The organism is Curvibacter sp. GW821-FHT09D12, from assembly GCF_059416245.1.
Genome location: NZ_JBWKOU010000001.1, coordinates 63,242 through 78,421 on the forward strand (window position 1 = coordinate 63,242; position 15,180 = coordinate 78,421).

The window sequence follows — 15,180 nt, forward strand, 5'->3', positions numbered from 1 at the left end:
CAAGCCGCGACAATGGGGGCATGACCGATACCCCACCCAGCCTGAGCTGGACCGATGCCCAGGGCCTGCCGCAGCAAGCCCGCTGGCGCTCCGAAGCCGGTGTACCTGCACCGCGCCGCCTGCAACTGGCCGATGACACCCTGAACGCCGACACCGCCTACCGCCTGGCCTGCGAGGGCACAGGCTTGCTCTGGCAGGGTGATTTCCACAACGCCCGGCAACTGCTGCAGGCGCTGGCACGCCGGGTGGACCGCAAGCCGCGCAAGCTCAAGGCACCGGCCACCACGCTGGCCGAAGCGTTCCACCAGCATCGCCAGGGCCAGGCCCAGCGGGCTCGTGTGCTCGGTCAGGTGCTGGTGCCGGTGAATGCCGATTTCACCGTGCCGTTGCGCCGCGCACCCGATGTGCGGCAGGCTTTGCAGGAGGTGTGGGGCGAACCCGAGGCGCAACCGTCGGTGCTGAGCCTGCGCGAGCTGCTGGGCCTGGTGGGCGCGCATGAATGGCGCAAGAAGGGCGTGCCCGTGCCAGCCCTGGGGCCGGAGGCGCGCATCCACCCCTATTACGGCGTGTTTTCACCCGTGCGCGGTGAGTACGTCGATCTGCTGGCCAAGACCCCTTGGCCAGCCGGCTTCAGCACCGATCAGCCGGTGTTCGACATCGGCGTGGGCACGGGTGTGCTGTCGGCGGTGCTGGCCCGGCGTGGAGCCCGTCAGGTGGTGGCCACCGATCAGGACCCGCGTGCCCTGGCCTGTGCGCGGGCCAACCTGGCCCGCCTGAAGCTGTCGGCCCAGGTCCAGTTGCAGCAGACCGACTTGTTTCCGCCGGGCCACGCGGCCCTGGTGGTGTGCAACCCGCCCTGGCTGCCCGCCCGGCCCAGTTCCCCCATCGAGTACGCGGTCTACGACCCCGACAGCCGCATGCTGCGTGGCTTTCTGCAAGGCCTGGCAGCGCACCTGAGCCCCGATGGCGAGGCCTGGCTGATCTTGTCCGACCTGGCCGAATTGCTGGGCCTGCGCAGCCGCGAGGAGTGGCAGGGTTGGGCCCGTGAGGCGGGCATCGAAGTCGTGGGCCGGCGTGATGCCCGGCCCCAGCACCCCAAGGCCAGCGACCCCACCGACCCCTTGCACAAGGCCCGCTCTGCCGAGGTCACCAGCCTGTGGCGCTTGCGCAGGGCGGCGGCCTAACGTGGTGACCTAGGGCGGGTTTTCACCGGGTGCCCAGTGGCGGGGCAAGACACTAAGATCATGCTCTGAAACTGGTTTCAGGCTTCCCGGCCTTTCGCTGCGTCCTGATGTCGCAGGTGCCCCGGGGCTGTGGCCAGTGCTAGCTCTGCCTGATTCGACCCTGCCCGTGCCCCGCTCCACTCCCCCTTCTACCGCCATCGCCGCCGCTGCGGCCCCGTCAGGTGCCGCCGGCGCCCGCGCCACCATCGCCGATGTGGCGCGCGAGGCGGGGGTGTCCAAGGCCACCGTCTCACGCTTTCTGAACCACCGCGAAACCCTGCTCAGCCCCGACATCGCGATGCGGGTCGAGCGGGCGGTGGCGGCGCTGGGCTACTCGCCCAGCCCGATGGCGCAAGCCCTCAAACGAGGGCGTACCCGACTCATCGGCCTGGTCGTGGCCGATGTGACCAACCCCTACTCGGTGGCCGTGTTGCGCGGCGCCGAGCAGGCCTGCCAGGAGGCGGGCTACCTGGTCATGCTGTTCAACCTGGGCAATGACAGTGGGCGTGAACGCGAAGCCATGGCAGCCCTGGCCTCTTACCAGGTCGAGGGGTTCATCCTCAACACCCTGGGGCGTGATCCGGGTGTGGCTGCCGAGGCGCTGCGCCTGGGGCGCCCGGTGGTGCTGGTGGACCGGCGCCACAGCAGCATGCAGGCCGATTTCGTGTCGCTGGACAACGCCCAGGCCATGCGCATGGTGCTGGCCCACTTGCAGGCCCAGGGCTATCGACAGCTTTTGTACGTGACCGAGCCGGTGCGGGGCGTGAGTTCGCGCACCGAGCGCGAGGCGGCCTTTCGCGAGGGCTGCCACCAGTCCGGCCACGACGGCCCGGCCCTGCTGGGCCAGACTTTCGAAAACCAGGACGACGCACCCGAAGCCCAGGTGCAGGCCCTGGCCGAGGCCTTGCAGGCCTGCCGGCAGCAGGCCGGAGGGCAGCCTGCGGCGGTGCTGGCGAGCAATTCGGTGGTCATGCTTCGCGTGTGCGCCGCCCTGGCCCGCCTGGGCTGGCAGGCCGGGCGTGAGCTGGGGGTGGTGGGCTTTGACGATCCCGACTGGGCGCCCTATGTGGGCCCCGGCATCAGCACCCTGGCACAGCCCACCCACGATCTGGGGCGGCTCGCGGCCAGTTGCCTGCTGGAGCGCCTGGGTGGCCTGAGCCTGGCGCCCCGCCAGATTCTGCTGCCGGGCCAGTTGCGGGTGCGGGGCTCGACCTCGGGTCTGGCCGCGGGCGCCTGAGATTTTCTGGGCGGGGTGAAGCCAGGGTTTTCACCCATGGAAACCTGAAACCGGTTTCTTAAACTTGCTGAAAACGGTTTCAGGATGGATTTCAGGGTTTCAAATCGTGCCTGCCTCCAGTGGGCGCCGTCCGCCACCGGTTCTCTTTTCTATCGGATCGATCGTGAACTACAGCTTTCAATTTGCCGATGTGCTGGCCGCCTGGCCGCTGCTGCTCAAGGGCACCTGGATCACGGTGCAGCTGTCGATGCTGGCCATGGCGCTGGGCCTGGGGCTGGCCATTCTGTGCGCCTGGGGCAAGACCGCCGGCCCACGACCGCTGCGCTGGGTGATCCAGGCCTACATCGAGTTGATCCGCAACACGCCGTTTCTGGTCCAGCTGTTCTTCTTTTTCTTTGCGCTGCCGGCCATCGGCCTGCGCTGGAGCGCTTACACCGCGGCCCTGACGGCCCTGGTGATCAACCTGGGGGCCTATGCCACCGAGATCATCCGTGCGGGCATCGAATCCATCCCGCGCGGTCAGATCGAGGCCGGCCTGGCGCTGAACCTCAAACGCTGGGAGATCTTCCGCTTTGTGATCCTCAAGCCGGCGCTCAAGGCCATCTACCCTGCCCTGACCAGCCAGTTCATCCTGCTGATGCTGAGTTCGGCGGTGGTGTCGGTGATCTCGGCCGACGACCTGACCTCGGTGGCGGCCAACCTGCAGTCGCAGACCTTTCGCAGCTTCGAGATCTACATCGTGGTGGCTCTGATCTACCTGGCGCTGTCGATGGCCTTCTCGGCGCTGTTCAAGCTGATCTACCGCGCCGCGCTCAGTTACCCCGACCGCCGCTGAGTCCCCATGACCCCTTTTCACGCAACCCTGATCTGCCCGCCGCGGGCGACGGAGACCTGACCCATGCGCAGTTTCGGTTTCGCCGAGTTCATGTTCATCCTCGAGGCGGCCCGCTGGACGCTGGCCCTGTCACTGCTGGCCTTTGTCGGCGGTTCGGTGGTGGGCCTGGTGGTGGCCCTGGCCCGCACCAGTGAGTCGCGTTGGGCCCAGGCCGGCGCCGGGCTGTTCATCCAGGTGTTTCAAGGCACGCCACTGCTGTTGCAGTTGTTTCTGATCTTTTTCGGGGCCCCGGTGCTGGGCCTGGACATCAACCCCTGGGTGGCCGCTGGTGCCGCACTGATCCTCAACAGTGGCGCCTTTCTGGGCGAGATCTGGCGCGGTTGCATCCAGGCCGTGCCCCGAGGCCAGTGGGAAGCCGCCGAGGCGCTGAGCCTGTCGTATGTGGACCGCATGCGCGACGTGGTGCTGCCGCAGGCCTGGCGCATCGCTGTGCCGCCCACCGTGGGCTATGGCGTGCAGATCATCAAAGGCACCTCGCTGGCCGCCATCATCGGCTTCACCGAGATCACCCGGGCCGGCCAGATCATCAACAACGCCACCTTCCAGCCCCTGCTGGTGTTCAGCGCCGTGGCCGCCCTCTACTTTGTGCTGTGCTGGCCGCTGTCCCTGCTGGCCGCCCGCATGGAGCGGCGCCAGGCCGCGGCCACCGCCCGCTGAACCCGCGCTGGCCGTCCCCCTCCCTCATCCCTTCGTTCAACAACAGCCACCCAGGAGACTTTCATGCACGATCAGACCCTCACCCTGTCGCCCGCGGGCGCCCGCCGTCGCACCTTCACGGCCGCTCTTGTGGCCTCCAGCCTGGGCCTGCTGGCCTCGGGTGCCTCGGCCCAGACCCTGGACGAGCTGAAGAAGAAGGGCGAGCTCACCATCGGCATGCTGGTCGACTTTCCGCCCTATGGCACCACCAATGCGCAAAATCAGCCCGATGGCTACGACGCCGATGTGGCCCGCCTGTTGGGCAAGGACCTGGGCCTGAAGGTCAACCTGGTGCCCGTCACCGGCCCCAACCGCATTCCTTTCCTGCTGACCAACAAGGTGGATCTGCTGGTGGCCTCTCTGGCCATCACGCCCGAGCGCGCCAAGCAGGTGCAGTTCTCGCAGCCCTATGCGGCCGCGACCATCGTGCTGTTCGGTGCCACCAAGTCGGCCATCAAGAGCCCTGCCGACCTCAAGGGCCTGCGCGTGGGCGTGGCCCGGGCCAGCACGCAAGACGTGGCCGTCACCAAGGCGGCCCCCGAGGGCACCGAGATCCGCCGCTTCGACGACGATGCCTCGGCCATGCAGGCGCTGCTGTCGGGCCAGGTGGACGCGATCGGTTGCTCGGTCACAGTGGCCGCCCAGATCAACAAGCGCGCCCCGGCGGGCAGCTTTGAAGTCAAGTTCAACCTGCTGCAGCAGGCCATGGGCATCGCACTGCGCCCCAACCAGGCTGAACTGCTCAAAGCCGTGAACGATTTCGTGGCCCGCAACACCGCCAACGGCGAACTCAACAAGCTCTACCGCAAGTGGCTGGAAAGCGACCTGCCCAAGCTGTCCTGAACCCCTGACACCTTCTTTTGCCCGCCGATGCCATGACCGAACACGCCACCCACGCCCTTGCTGACGCCCCGCCCATCATCCGCCTGGAACAAGTCCAGAAGTGGTATGGCGAATTCAAGGTGCTCAGCGACATCAACCTGTCGGTGCAGCCCGGCGAGCGCATCGTGATCTGCGGGCCTTCGGGCTCGGGCAAGAGCACGCTGATCCGCTGCATCAATCGCCTGGAGACGGTGCAGCAGGGGCGCATCGTGGTCGATGGTCATGAACTGACGGCCGGCGGGCGTGAGGTCGATGCAGTGCGGCAAGAGGTGGGCATGGTGTTCCAGCAGTTCAACCTGTTCCCGCACCTGACGATTCTGCAGAACTGCACGCTGGCCCCCATGCGCTCGCGCGGCATGAGCCAGCAGCAGGCCGAGGACGTCGCCATGAAGTACCTGACCCGGGTGCGCATTCCGGATCAGGCGCATAAGTACCCCAGCCAGCTCTCGGGTGGTCAGCAACAGCGCGTGGCGATTGCCCGGGCCCTGTGCATGACGCCCAAGGTGATGCTGTTCGATGAGCCCACCTCGGCCCTGGACCCCGAGATGGTCAAGGAGGTGCTCGACACCATGATCGGCCTGGCCGAAGACGGCATGACCATGCTGTGCGTGACCCATGAAATGGGTTTTGCCCGCAGCGTGGCCGACCGCGTGATCTTCATGGCCGACGGTCGCATCCTGGAGCAAGCCCCGCCCGAGCGCTTCTTTGGCGAGCCGCAGCACGAGAAGACGCGCCAGTTCCTGGGGCAGATCCTGCCCTCGCACCAGGGCGCGTGATGAGCAACTCCCAGACCCAGGTGGTGCCCCACCCGACGCAGGGCTTTGCGGTGCTGATCTCGCTGGGCGCCTTTGGCGCCAGCGAGGTGCTGCGCCTGGGCCAGTTGCATTTCACCCGTGTGGCCGCGGACGCCGGCGCCGACGGCGTGGAGGTGCGCGAGGAGCTGCTGCGGGATCCCGACACCGAACTGCCCCCACTGGCCGCCGAGTTGGCCGCCCGGGGCCTGCGGGCGGTGTACTCGTGCCCCAGCGGCCTTTGGCGTGAGGACGGCACACTGGACGAGGTCACGCTGGGCGCAGCCCTGGCGGCGACCCGGCGGCTGGGGGCCGATCGCCTCAAGATGGCCATCGGCGGCTTTGGCCCCGCATCGGCGGACGGTTGGGAGGTGCTCAAGTCCTGGTTTCAGAACGGCTCCGGGCCTGAGTTGCTGATCGAGAACGACCAGACCCCCGAGGCCGGCACGCTGCCCGCGCTGCAAGGCTTTTTTGCGGCCACCCAGGCCCAGGGTCTGCCGCTGGCCATGACCTTTGACATGGGCAACTGGCACTGGGTGGGTGAATGCCCGCAAGCCGCGGCCCAGGCCCTGGGCTGGCGCGTGGGCTATGTGCATTGCAAGGGCGTGCTGCGCGAGCCAGGGCGCTGGGTGGCCGTGCCCCTGGCCCAGTCGCAAGCCCCATGGCGGGCGGTGCTGGGCCACTTGCCGGCCGAGGTGCCCTGGGCCATTGAATACCCCCTTCAGGGCGCAGACCTGACGGCCGTGGTGCAGGCCGAGCTGGCCCTGCTGCGCCGCGAAGCCCGGCGCCTGCGTGAAGCCCGAGCCGATCGGGCGCACGAGCTGGCATGACCCGCCCCTTTTTGACCTGACTCCGCCACTCCATGACTGATTCCTTGAACCCTGCAGGCGCACCAGCGCTGGACGTGATCACCTTTGGCGAGGCCATGATGATGTTGGTGGCCGACAGCCCCGGCCCTTTGGAGGCCGTGAACGGCTTTCACAAGCGCACCGCGGGGGCTGAGACCAATGCCGCCATCGGGTTGGCCCGGCTGGGCCTGCGGGTGGGTTGGGCCAGCCGCCTGGGCACCGACTCGATGGGCCGCTACCTGCTGGCCGAAATGCAGCGCGAGGGCGTCGACTGCTCACACGTGGTCTGCGATGCCACCCAACGCACGGGCTTTCTGATCAAGGGCCGGGTCGATGATGGCAGCGACCCGCCGATCGAATACCACCGCAAAGGCTCGGCTGCCAGCCAGATGGGCCCGGCCGACCTGGACCTGCCCTGGCTGACCGCGGCCCGGCACTTGCACGCCACGGGCGTGTTTGCCGCCGTCTCGCCCAGCACCCTGGCGCTGACCCGCGAGACCCTGCAGCAGATGCGGACGGCCGGCCGCAGCATCTCTTTCGACACCAACCTGCGCCCCACGCTGTGGCCCTCGGCCGAGGTGATGCGACGCGAGGTCAATCAACTGGCCAGCCTGGCCGACTGGGTGCTGCCCGGCATCGAGGAAGGGCGGGTGCTCACCGGCCACGACACCCCCGAGGCCATTGCCCGTTTCTACCTGGCGCAGGGCGCTCAACTGGTGGTGGTCAAGCTGGGGGCCGAGGGCGCTTACTGCGAGGGCCGCCATGCCGGCCAGTCGGTGCAGGGGCGGGTGGCGGGCTTTCCGGTGGCCGAGGTGGTGGACACGGTCGGCGCCGGCGACGGCTTTGCCGTGGGCGTGGTCAGTGCCTTGCTGGAGGGGCGCAGCGTGGCTGACTCCGTGCGCCGCGGCGCCTGGATCGGCGCCCGGGCGGTGCAGGTGCTGGGCGATACCGAAGGGCTGCCGACGCGGGCCCAGTTGAACGAGGCCGCGCTGTGAACGCGCTGACCAAGGTAGGGGCAGGGCGCCAGCGGGTGCTGGTGTTCCGGGCCTTGCCGCCGGACCAACTGGCCCGCCTGCAGGCCCTGCACGAGGTCACGGTGGCCGACCCCCGGCAGCCCGAGCAGATCGAGGCCTTCGAGGCCGCCCTGGCCCAGGCCGAGGGTCTGATCGGTTCCAGCTACCCCATCACGCCGGCCCTGCTGGCACGGGCACCGCGATTGAAGGTGATTTCGAGCATCTCGGTGGGCGTGGACAACTACCCTCTGGCGGCGCTGCAGCAGCGCGGCATCCTGCTTTGCCATACCCCCGGCGTGCTGACCGAGACCACGGCCGACACGATTTTTGCGCTCATCCTGGCTACCAGTCGACGTCTGGTCGAACTGGCCAACCATGTGCGCGAGGGGCATTGGCAGCGCAACATCGGCGAAGACCTGTTCGGTCGCGACGTGCACGGCAAGACCCTGGGCATCCTCGGTTTTGGCCGCATCGGCCAGGCCCTGGCCCGCCGCGCGGCACTGGGCTTTGGGATGCCGGTGATCTTCCATGCCCGGCGCACGGTGGACCTGGCGGTGCAGGCCCCCGAGTTGCTGGGGCGGGTGCGTCAGGCGCCGATGGACGAGGTATTGGCCCAAGCCGATGTGGTGGCGCTGGTGCTGCCCCTCAGTGAAGAGACGCGGGGCCTGATGGGCGCGCGTGAATTCAATCGGATGAAACCGGGCGCGATCTTCATCAACGGCGCCCGGGGGGCCATCGTGCAAGAGGCCGCCTTGTTGCAGGCCCTGGCGTCCGGCCCCTTGTGGGCGGCGGGTCTGGATGTGTTCGCCACCGAACCCCTGCCATTGGACTCGCCCCTGCGCGGCCACCCGCGCATCACCGCCTTGCCCCACATCGGCTCGGCCACCCTGGAAACCCGGCATGCCATGGCCGAGTTGGCCACCACCAACCTGCTGCAGGCCTTGGCGGGTGAGCGACCGCAGGCGGTCTTTGAGGGATCGGGCGAAAGCCCGGGCTGAGCCCCGGCTCAGCCGGTGCGCAGGCCTTCGCTTTGCACGTAGGGCTTGAACATCGAGAACTTCTCGGCCTGCATGCGTTGGGTGGCGATGTTTTCCAGCGCTTCCAGCGTCTGACCGTCGGTGGGCCACATGGCCATGCCCAGGCTGATGTCGAGCTGGACGGGCGTGTTGCGAACCTCCAGGGGTTGGGCCAGCAGGTTGCGCAAGCGGGCCACCGCGCCCCGCAGGTGCTCCTGGGTGGGGGTGTGGTGCAAGACCACTCCGAAAAGGTCTTCACCCAGCGGGCTGGCAAAGTCGGCATCACGGGCGTATTCGTCCAGGCGTTTGCTCAGCGCCACCAGCACTTCGTCTCGCAGGGCGCTGTCGTTGTGTCGGCCGGGGCGGTGGAACTCGTTCAGATCGACGAGCAGGTAGCTGAAACGAATTCCCGATCGCTCGCTTCGGGCAATCTCGCGTTGGATGAAATCGACCATGCGCTGGCGGCCGCTCAAGCCGGTGACGGGGTCCTTGTTCAGCATGAGCCGCAGCGAGGCCTGGGAGCGCACATAGCAGGCCATGTGCACGCTGTAGGTCCAGCCCATGATGCTCAGCACCACCACGGCCAGCGTCAGGGAGTGGATGGGGTGGTTCTGCAAGGCCTCGGGGCTGGCCACCTGGGCGGCCACCAGGCTGCGGGCTGCCATGGCGCCCGCAATGCCCATCAGGAAGAAGGCGACCAGGCTGTTGATCATCCGATCATCACCCTTCACCGGCCGCAGCATCGTGAAGGCCGCGACCAGCACCACCACCGAGTAGGCCGCATCGTGGAAGATGCGTTGCGCCAGCATCTCATCTTCGTACCACCAGTTCAGCAGCACGAACACGGGCACCAGCACCAGCCCAGCCTGCCAGCGCAGTTTGGACGGCCGTTGCATGAAGCGCAGCGATCCTTCCAGCACCATCAGCAGGGCGGCAAACACAAAGCCCCCGTTGATCAGCAGGGGCCAATCAGGGCCGTCCGTGCGGGGCGGGGGCAGGGTGGCCAGAAAGAAGCCGACTGCACCCGTGGCCCCTGCACCTGCAAACCACCGCACCCCGGCCATGTGCCGATTGGCCCGCCAGGTCGTGAACAGGAGCACGGCGGCGATGGACGCGGCCGTGACCATCAGAAAGGCGATGATCGATTGGTTCAGGAATCGCATGAGGTGAACGAGGCCATGACGGCAATGCCAGCGAAAAACGCGCCAGGGTCGGCGTGATTTTCATATCCATCAAGTTTACCGTCTTTCTCTGGATAAATGGTTAAATTGATAGGATTGCTCGTGAGCGGCGCGGGATGTGCGGCTGTCGATGCGTGGCCGATTTTTTGATGAATGCATCAATATGGTGCATTCTAGGGCCCCCGAAGGGCCCGTCAGGGCACTTCAGCGTTCGCGGTTCCGGCGCTGCCAGAGGTATTGGCCCACGAAGGCCAGGCCCAGCACCAGGCTGAACCAGCCCACCAACGATGAGCCACCCACCGCCTGCTGCAGGGCCGGTGACTGGATGAAATGCGGAGAGATCAGCACGGCCAGGCCAATCAGCGCGCACAACACGCCCTTGTGGAGCAGCAGCTTGTTGGCCGCAGGCTGGCGACGCGACGTGGCGTTGGTGGGCGCCGGGGTGGCGCGGGCAGGGGTCTTGGATTTCTTGGACATGGCGGGCGACATTGTGCGCGTCAATTCACGGGCCAGCCAGCAAGGCGGGATCGCTTTGTCACCCACGTGCACGACGGGGCCTGGGTGGGCTCTTAAACTGGCCGGTTACAGATAGATTTTTGCCGATCCACTCCAAGACAAGGAAGACATCTCATGAGCAAGCTCGATTTCACCGGCCGCGTGGCCATCGTGACCGGCGCCGGTGGCGGCCTGGGCAAACAGCACGCCCTGGCCCTGGCCCGGCGGGGCGCCAAGGTGGTGGTCAACGACCTGGGGGGCGCTCTGGACGGTGCCGGTGGTTCGGTGACGGCCGCGCAAGCTGTGGTGGATGAGATCCGTGCCGCAGGTGGCGAGGCCATCGCCAACGGGGCCTCGGTGACTGACTTCGCCGCCGTTGAGGCCATGGTGCAGCAGGCCATCGACGCCTGGGGCCGGATCGACATCCTGGTCAACAACGCCGGCATCCTGCGTGACAAGAGCTTCTCCAAGATGGAGCTGGCCGACTTCCGCCTGGTGGTCGATGTGCACCTGATGGGCGCCGTCAACTGCACCAAGGCGGTCTGGCCGCACATGAACGCCCAGAAATATGGCCGCATCGTGATGACCACCTCGTCCAGTGGCCTGTATGGCAACTTCGGCCAGAGCAACTATGGCGCTGCCAAGCTGGCACTGGTGGGCCTGATGCAGACCCTGAGCCTCGAAGGTGCCAAGAACAACATCCACGTCAATTGCCTGGCCCCCACCGCGGCCACGCGCATGACCGAAGGCCTGATGCCCGCCGAGGTGCTGGCCGCCCTCCGACCCGAGGCCGTGGTGCCCGCCATGCTGGTGCTGGCTGCCGAGACCGCCCCCACCCGCACCATCCTGTGCGCCGGTGCCGGCACCTACGAGGCCGCCCACATCACCCTGACCGAGGGCGTGCACCTGGGCCTGACCGAAGACACCCCCGAACGCCTCGCCGCCCGCCTGGCCGAGGTGACCGACCGCCACGGCGAGCAAGTGCCCCAAAGCGGCGCTGCCCAGGGCACCAACGAAGTCGGCAAGGCCATGGCCGCCCAACGCTGAGCCCTGCGGCTCCAGGCCTGCTGGCGCAGGGCTGGACAGGGCGAAGAGCGTCCGCGTCTCGCGGCCGCACGTGGGAGTGACACGAAGTGCACGACCGTGGGGGCCCCATCAGCCCGGCGCCCGGCCGCCCGAAGGCGGGCTGCGGCCCCCTTGGGGGGCAGGGAGTGACACGAAGTGCACGACCGTGGGGGCCTAATCAATCCTCATCGCCGCCACCGAGGATGCCACCCAGCAGGCTGCCGCCGGCCAGGCCACCCAGCAGCGAGCCTTCCTCCTTGGAGCCCCCGCGCTGCGGCGCCGCGGCAAAGATCCGCGAGGCCAGGCGCGAGAAGGGCAGGCTTTGCAGCCACACGGTGCCCGGCCCGGTCATCTTGGCCAGGAACAGCCCTTCGCCGCCGAACAGCGCCGTCTTGATCTTGCCCACGTACTGGATCTCAAACGCCACGCTGGGCGTGTAGGCCACCACACAGCCGGTGTCCACCAGCAGGGTCTGGCCGGCCTGCAGTTCGCGCCGCACCACGGTACCGCCCGCGTGCACAAAGGCCAGGCCGTCGCCGTCCAGCCTTTGCATGATGAAACCCTCGCCGCCAAAAAAGCCCGTGCTCAGCTTCTGCTGCACCGCGATGCCCAGCGACACGCCGCGCGCCGCGCACAGAAAGGCATCTTTCTGGCAGATCAGGGTGCCACCCAGCTGGCGCAGGTCCATCGGCAGGATCTTGCCGGGGTAGGGCGCGGCAAAGGCCACGCGCAGCTTTTGCGTGGCCTGGTTGGTGTAGATGGTGGTAAACAGCGATTCACCGGTGACCAGGCGCTTGCCGGCCCCCAGCAGCTTGCCAAAAAAACCGCCTTGCTGGGCACTGCCGTCGCCGAACACGGTGTCCATGGAGATGCCGGCGTCCATGAACATCATGCTGCCGGCTTCGCCGATGGCGGCTTCGCCAGGGTCGAGCTCGACCTCGACAAACTGCATTTCAGAGCCGCGAATTTCGTAATCGATGACGTCCATGGCCATGGCCAGATCTCCAGGTGGGTGGGGCATTGGGGCCCGGATGGGCCGACGCGCGGGGTGTTCGGCCCCGTGCGCGTGGCGATGGTACCCAAGTTGTGTGCCGCTTCCCAGGTTCAGTCACCATCCCAGAATCGACTTTCCTGCAGGCCGGGCCATTTTTGCCCCGCGGCGCGGGCTGGCTTGAGGCAGGTGGCTGCAACTGTCAGCAGACCGTGATAAGTTCCGCCGCAACACAAAGACAAGGTCCCCCGACATGAGCTCATTGCAGGCCCGCCTCAACGCCCTGACCCCCGCACGACTGGGCGGCATCCGCCGTGGCATTGAAAAAGAAAGCCTGCGGGCCCTGCCCGAAGGCGGTCTGGCCCTGACGCCGCACCCCCAGGCTCTGGGCTCGGCGCTCACCCACCCGTCCATCACCACCGATTACAGCGAGTCGCAGGTCGAACTGATCACCAGCGCCCACGCCCGGGTGGAGGACTGCCTGGATGAACTCACCCAGGTGCACCAGTTTGTGTACCGCGTGCTGCGCGAGCAGGGCGACGAGATGCTGTGGGTTTCCAGCATGCCCTGCGGCCTGCCCACCGATGAAACCATCCCGCTGGCGCGTTACGGCTCTTCCAACGTGGGCCGCGCCAAGAGCGTGTACCGAATGGGCCTGGGCCACCGCTACGGGCGGCGCATGCAGACCATCTCGGGCATCCATTACAACTGGTCGCTGCCCGGGGTGAGCAGCGAGCAGTATTTCGGCCTGATCCGCAATTTCCGCCGTCAGGCCTTTTTGCTGCTGTACCTGTTCGGGGCTTCACCGGCGCTGTGTCCCACCTTTGTGAGCGGGCGCGAGCACGAACTGCAGACCCTCAGCGACAGCGCGTTGTACATGCCGCATGGCACCTCGTTGCGCATGGGCCGACTGGGCTACCAAAGCGATGCCCAGGCCACGCTGGCCGTCAGTTACAACAGCCTGGAGGGCTATGCCGCCTCGCTGCACGAGGCCCTGACCCGCCCCTACCCGGCCTACGAGACGGTGGGCATCCGCAACCCGGGGGGTGACTACAACCAGCTCTCGACCACCTTGCTGCAGATCGAGAACGAGTTCTACGGCACCATCCGCCCCAAGCGCACCATCTTCCCGGGTGAGCGCCCGCTGCATGCGCTGCGCGAGCGCGGTGTCGAGTATGTGGAAGTGCGCCTGATGGATCTCGACCCCTTTGTGCCGGTGGGCATCACGGCGCAGACCATGCGCTTCCTGGATGTGTTCCTGCTGCAGTGCTTGCTGGCCGACAGCCCGCCGGACACCCCGGCCGAGATCGCCGAACTCAAGCACAACCAGCACCACACCGCTGCCCGCGGCCGCGAGCCCGGCCTGACCCTGCGCCGGGCCGGTGGTGAGCAGTCGTTGGTCGACTGGGGGCGCGAGATCCTGGCCCAGTGCGAGCCCATGGCCGCGGCCCTGGATGCGGCGCACCGCAGCACGGATTACAGCCAGGCCGTGGAGGCTGCGCACGCCTTGCTGGCCGATCCCACGCAAACCCCGTCGGCCCGTGTGCTGCAAAGCATGGCCGCCTGCGACAACAGCTTTGTGCGCTTTGTGCGTGAACGATCGCTGGCCACCCGCGACACCTTGCTGGCCCAGCCCTGGTCGTTCGAGCAGCAGGCCCGCTTCCTGGCCTTGAGCCAGAAGTCGGTGGCCGACCAGCGCGCCATCGAGGCGGCCGATGTGCTGAGCTTCGAGGCCTACCGCGAGCAATACGTGTCGCCAGACCGGCTGGGCCTGCAGCTGCCGGCTGCGGCGGTGCTTGGGTAGGTTCTTGGGGCGGTGCCTGGTTAGAATTGCGCCCCCGTTCGTCCCGTTCGCACAGCAAGAAAGCCCTCTCATGGCCATCCAGTGGTTTCCCGGTCACATGCACCTCACGCGCAAGGCGATCGGGGAGCGCATCAAGGAAATCGATGTGGTGATCGAGATGCTGGATGCCCGCCTGCCGGGCTCCAGTGCCAACCCCATGCTGGTGGGGCTGACGGCGGTCAAGCCCGCTCTCAAGGTGCTCAACAAGAGCGACCTGGCCGACCCGGTGCACACCGAGGCTTGGCTGGCCCATTACAACGCCCAGCCGGGCACCCGGGCCATCGCCCTGGACAAGCAGAACGCGGCTCCGGCGCGTGCGCTGGTTGAGGCCTGTCGCGTGCTGGCGCCCACCCGGGGCATCAGTCTCGCCAAGCCGATGCGGGTGCTGATCTGCGGCATCCCCAACGTGGGCAAATCGACCCTGATCAACACCCTGGTGGGCAAGAAGTCGGCCAAGGCGGCCGACGAGGCCGGCGTCACCAAGACCGAGCAGCGCTATGTGCTTGAAGACGGCTTCTACCTGTATGACACGCCAGGCGTGCTGTGGCCGCGCATCATCGTGGCCCAGAGTGGCTACAACCTGGCCGCCAGTGGCGCGGTGGGGCGCAATGCCTTTGATGATGCCGAGGTGGCGCTGGAGCTGCTGAGCTACCTGAAACAGCACTATGCGCCCGCACTCGAGGCCCGCTACCAATTGGGCCTGCCCCCCGGCAGCGTGGCCGGGATGTCGGACGAAGACCTGCTGGTGGCCATCGGGCGCAAGCGGGGTGCCTTGCTGGCGGGCGGTCGCATCAACGAGCAGAAAGCTGCCGAGATCGTGATCACCGACTTCCGCACCGGCATCCTGGGCCGGATCAGCCTGGAAAATCCTGAGGAATTTGCGCGTTGGCTGGCCGAGGGCAAGCAACTTGACGCCGAACGCACGGCCCGCAAAGAGGCCTTTGACGTGGCCCGCAAGGCGCCCGGGCGCAAGACCCGCCAGCAGCGCTGGTGAGTCGTCCTGG

General features: G+C 67.3%; 15 protein-coding genes. 12 read left to right on the forward strand and 3 right to left on the reverse strand.

Annotated features, from left to right (window positions below):
- Window positions 1-20: 20 nt before the first annotated feature.
- The 9 genes from AC07PT_RS00310 to AC07PT_RS00350 all read left to right on the forward strand — a co-directional run bounded on the left by AC07PT_RS00310 (window position 21) and on the right by AC07PT_RS00350 (window position 8,583).
- A complete protein-coding gene (locus AC07PT_RS00310) occupies window positions 21-1,184 on the forward strand; it encodes a methyltransferase (protein ID WP_492348772.1) in 1,164 nt (387 codons plus the stop codon).
- A gap of 196 nt (window positions 1,185-1,380) precedes the next feature.
- Window positions 1,381-2,460 (forward strand): LacI family DNA-binding transcriptional regulator, encoded by a 1,080-nt coding sequence (locus AC07PT_RS00315; protein WP_494655675.1) that lies wholly within the window; start codon window positions 1,381-1,383, stop codon window positions 2,458-2,460.
- A 163-nt stretch (window positions 2,461-2,623) separates the two neighbouring features.
- Window positions 2,624-3,295, forward strand: a complete 672-nt coding sequence (locus AC07PT_RS00320) for an amino acid ABC transporter permease (RefSeq protein ID WP_492348773.1) — start codon at window positions 2,624-2,626, stop codon at window positions 3,293-3,295.
- A gap of 63 nt (window positions 3,296-3,358) precedes the next feature.
- Window positions 3,359-4,012, forward strand: a complete 654-nt coding sequence (locus AC07PT_RS00325) for an amino acid ABC transporter permease (protein ID WP_492348774.1) — start codon at window positions 3,359-3,361, stop codon at window positions 4,010-4,012.
- A 63-nt stretch (window positions 4,013-4,075) separates the two neighbouring features.
- The gene (locus AC07PT_RS00330; protein ID WP_492348775.1) at window positions 4,076-4,894 is read left to right on the forward strand and encodes a transporter substrate-binding domain-containing protein; all 819 of its coding nucleotides are present in this window, start codon (window positions 4,076-4,078) and stop codon (window positions 4,892-4,894) included.
- 32 nt (window positions 4,895-4,926) lie between these two features.
- A complete protein-coding gene (locus AC07PT_RS00335) occupies window positions 4,927-5,709 on the forward strand; it encodes an amino acid ABC transporter ATP-binding protein (protein WP_494655449.1) in 783 nt (260 codons plus the stop codon).
- The gene (locus AC07PT_RS00340) at window positions 5,709-6,554 is read left to right on the forward strand and encodes a sugar phosphate isomerase/epimerase family protein (protein ID WP_494655450.1); all 846 of its coding nucleotides are present in this window, start codon (window positions 5,709-5,711) and stop codon (window positions 6,552-6,554) included. Before AC07PT_RS00335 ends, AC07PT_RS00340 begins: the two co-directional genes overlap by 1 nt.
- A 32-nt stretch (window positions 6,555-6,586) precedes the next feature.
- Window positions 6,587-7,567, forward strand: a complete 981-nt coding sequence (locus AC07PT_RS00345; RefSeq protein WP_494655451.1) for a sugar kinase — start codon at window positions 6,587-6,589, stop codon at window positions 7,565-7,567.
- Entirely contained in the window at window positions 7,564-8,583 is a 1,020-nt protein-coding gene (locus AC07PT_RS00350) for a 2-hydroxyacid dehydrogenase (protein ID WP_494655452.1), read from the forward strand. The genes AC07PT_RS00345 and AC07PT_RS00350 overlap by 4 nt, the downstream gene beginning before the upstream one ends.
- 8 nt (window positions 8,584-8,591) lie before the next feature.
- Here AC07PT_RS00350 and AC07PT_RS00355 read toward each other — a convergent pair whose 3' ends face one another.
- A complete protein-coding gene (locus AC07PT_RS00355; protein WP_492348780.1) occupies window positions 8,592-9,764 on the reverse strand; it encodes a GGDEF domain-containing protein in 1,173 nt (390 codons plus the stop codon).
- 222 nt (window positions 9,765-9,986) lie between these two features.
- On the reverse strand, window positions 9,987-10,259 hold the full coding sequence (locus AC07PT_RS00360) for a hypothetical protein (RefSeq protein ID WP_492348781.1): 273 nt from the start codon (window positions 10,257-10,259) through the stop codon (window positions 9,987-9,989).
- Window positions 10,260-10,412: 153 nt separating this feature from the next.
- Here AC07PT_RS00360 and AC07PT_RS00365 point away from each other — a divergent pair, with 153 nt between their 5' ends.
- Window positions 10,413-11,324 carry an SDR family NAD(P)-dependent oxidoreductase gene (locus tag AC07PT_RS00365; protein ID WP_494655453.1) on the forward strand — a complete coding sequence of 304 codons (912 nt, stop codon included), beginning with the start codon at window positions 10,413-10,415 and terminating at the stop codon, window positions 11,322-11,324.
- 196 nt (window positions 11,325-11,520) lie between these two features.
- On the opposite strand, the gene AC07PT_RS00370 is transcribed toward AC07PT_RS00365, so the two are convergent.
- Window positions 11,521-12,336, reverse strand: coding sequence for a TIGR00266 family protein (locus AC07PT_RS00370; protein WP_492348783.1), 816 nt, complete (start codon window positions 12,334-12,336; stop codon window positions 11,521-11,523).
- Window positions 12,337-12,586: 250 nt separating this feature from the next.
- Here AC07PT_RS00370 and gshA point away from each other — a divergent pair, with 250 nt between their 5' ends.
- Window positions 12,587-14,137: a glutamate--cysteine ligase gene (gshA, locus tag AC07PT_RS00375; RefSeq protein WP_494655454.1), complete on the forward strand. Its 1,551-nt coding sequence runs from the start codon at window positions 12,587-12,589 to the stop codon at window positions 14,135-14,137.
- A gap of 70 nt (window positions 14,138-14,207) precedes the next feature.
- Complete coding sequence (ylqF, locus tag AC07PT_RS00380) at window positions 14,208-15,170, forward strand: ribosome biogenesis GTPase YlqF (protein ID WP_492348785.1); 963 nt, start codon at window positions 14,208-14,210, stop codon at window positions 15,168-15,170.
- Window positions 15,171-15,180 lie beyond the last annotated feature (10 nt).

Coding starts and splice junctions, on each gene's coding strand:
- AC07PT_RS00310 (WP_492348772.1), top strand. CDS start 21: ATGACCGATACCCCACCCAGCCTGAGCTGGACCGATGCCCAGGGCCTG.
- AC07PT_RS00325 (WP_492348774.1), top strand. CDS start 3,359: ATGCGCAGTTTCGGTTTCGCCGAGTTCATGTTCATCCTCGAGGCGGCC.
- AC07PT_RS00330 (WP_492348775.1), top strand. CDS start 4,076: ATGCACGATCAGACCCTCACCCTGTCGCCCGCGGGCGCCCGCCGTCGC.
- AC07PT_RS00335 (WP_494655449.1), top strand. CDS start 4,927: ATGACCGAACACGCCACCCACGCCCTTGCTGACGCCCCGCCCATCATC.
- AC07PT_RS00340 (WP_494655450.1), top strand. CDS start 5,709: ATGAGCAACTCCCAGACCCAGGTGGTGCCCCACCCGACGCAGGGCTTT.
- AC07PT_RS00345 (WP_494655451.1), top strand. CDS start 6,587: ATGACTGATTCCTTGAACCCTGCAGGCGCACCAGCGCTGGACGTGATC.
- AC07PT_RS00355 (WP_492348780.1), bottom strand. CDS start 9,764: ATGCGATTCCTGAACCAATCGATCATCGCCTTTCTGATGGTCACGGCC.
- AC07PT_RS00360 (WP_492348781.1), bottom strand. CDS start 10,259: ATGTCCAAGAAATCCAAGACCCCTGCCCGCGCCACCCCGGCGCCCACC.
- AC07PT_RS00365 (WP_494655453.1), top strand. CDS start 10,413: ATGAGCAAGCTCGATTTCACCGGCCGCGTGGCCATCGTGACCGGCGCC.
- AC07PT_RS00370 (WP_492348783.1), bottom strand. CDS start 12,336: ATGGCCATGGACGTCATCGATTACGAAATTCGCGGCTCTGAAATGCAG.
- gshA (WP_494655454.1), top strand. CDS start 12,587: ATGAGCTCATTGCAGGCCCGCCTCAACGCCCTGACCCCCGCACGACTG.
- ylqF (WP_492348785.1), top strand. CDS start 14,208: ATGGCCATCCAGTGGTTTCCCGGTCACATGCACCTCACGCGCAAGGCG.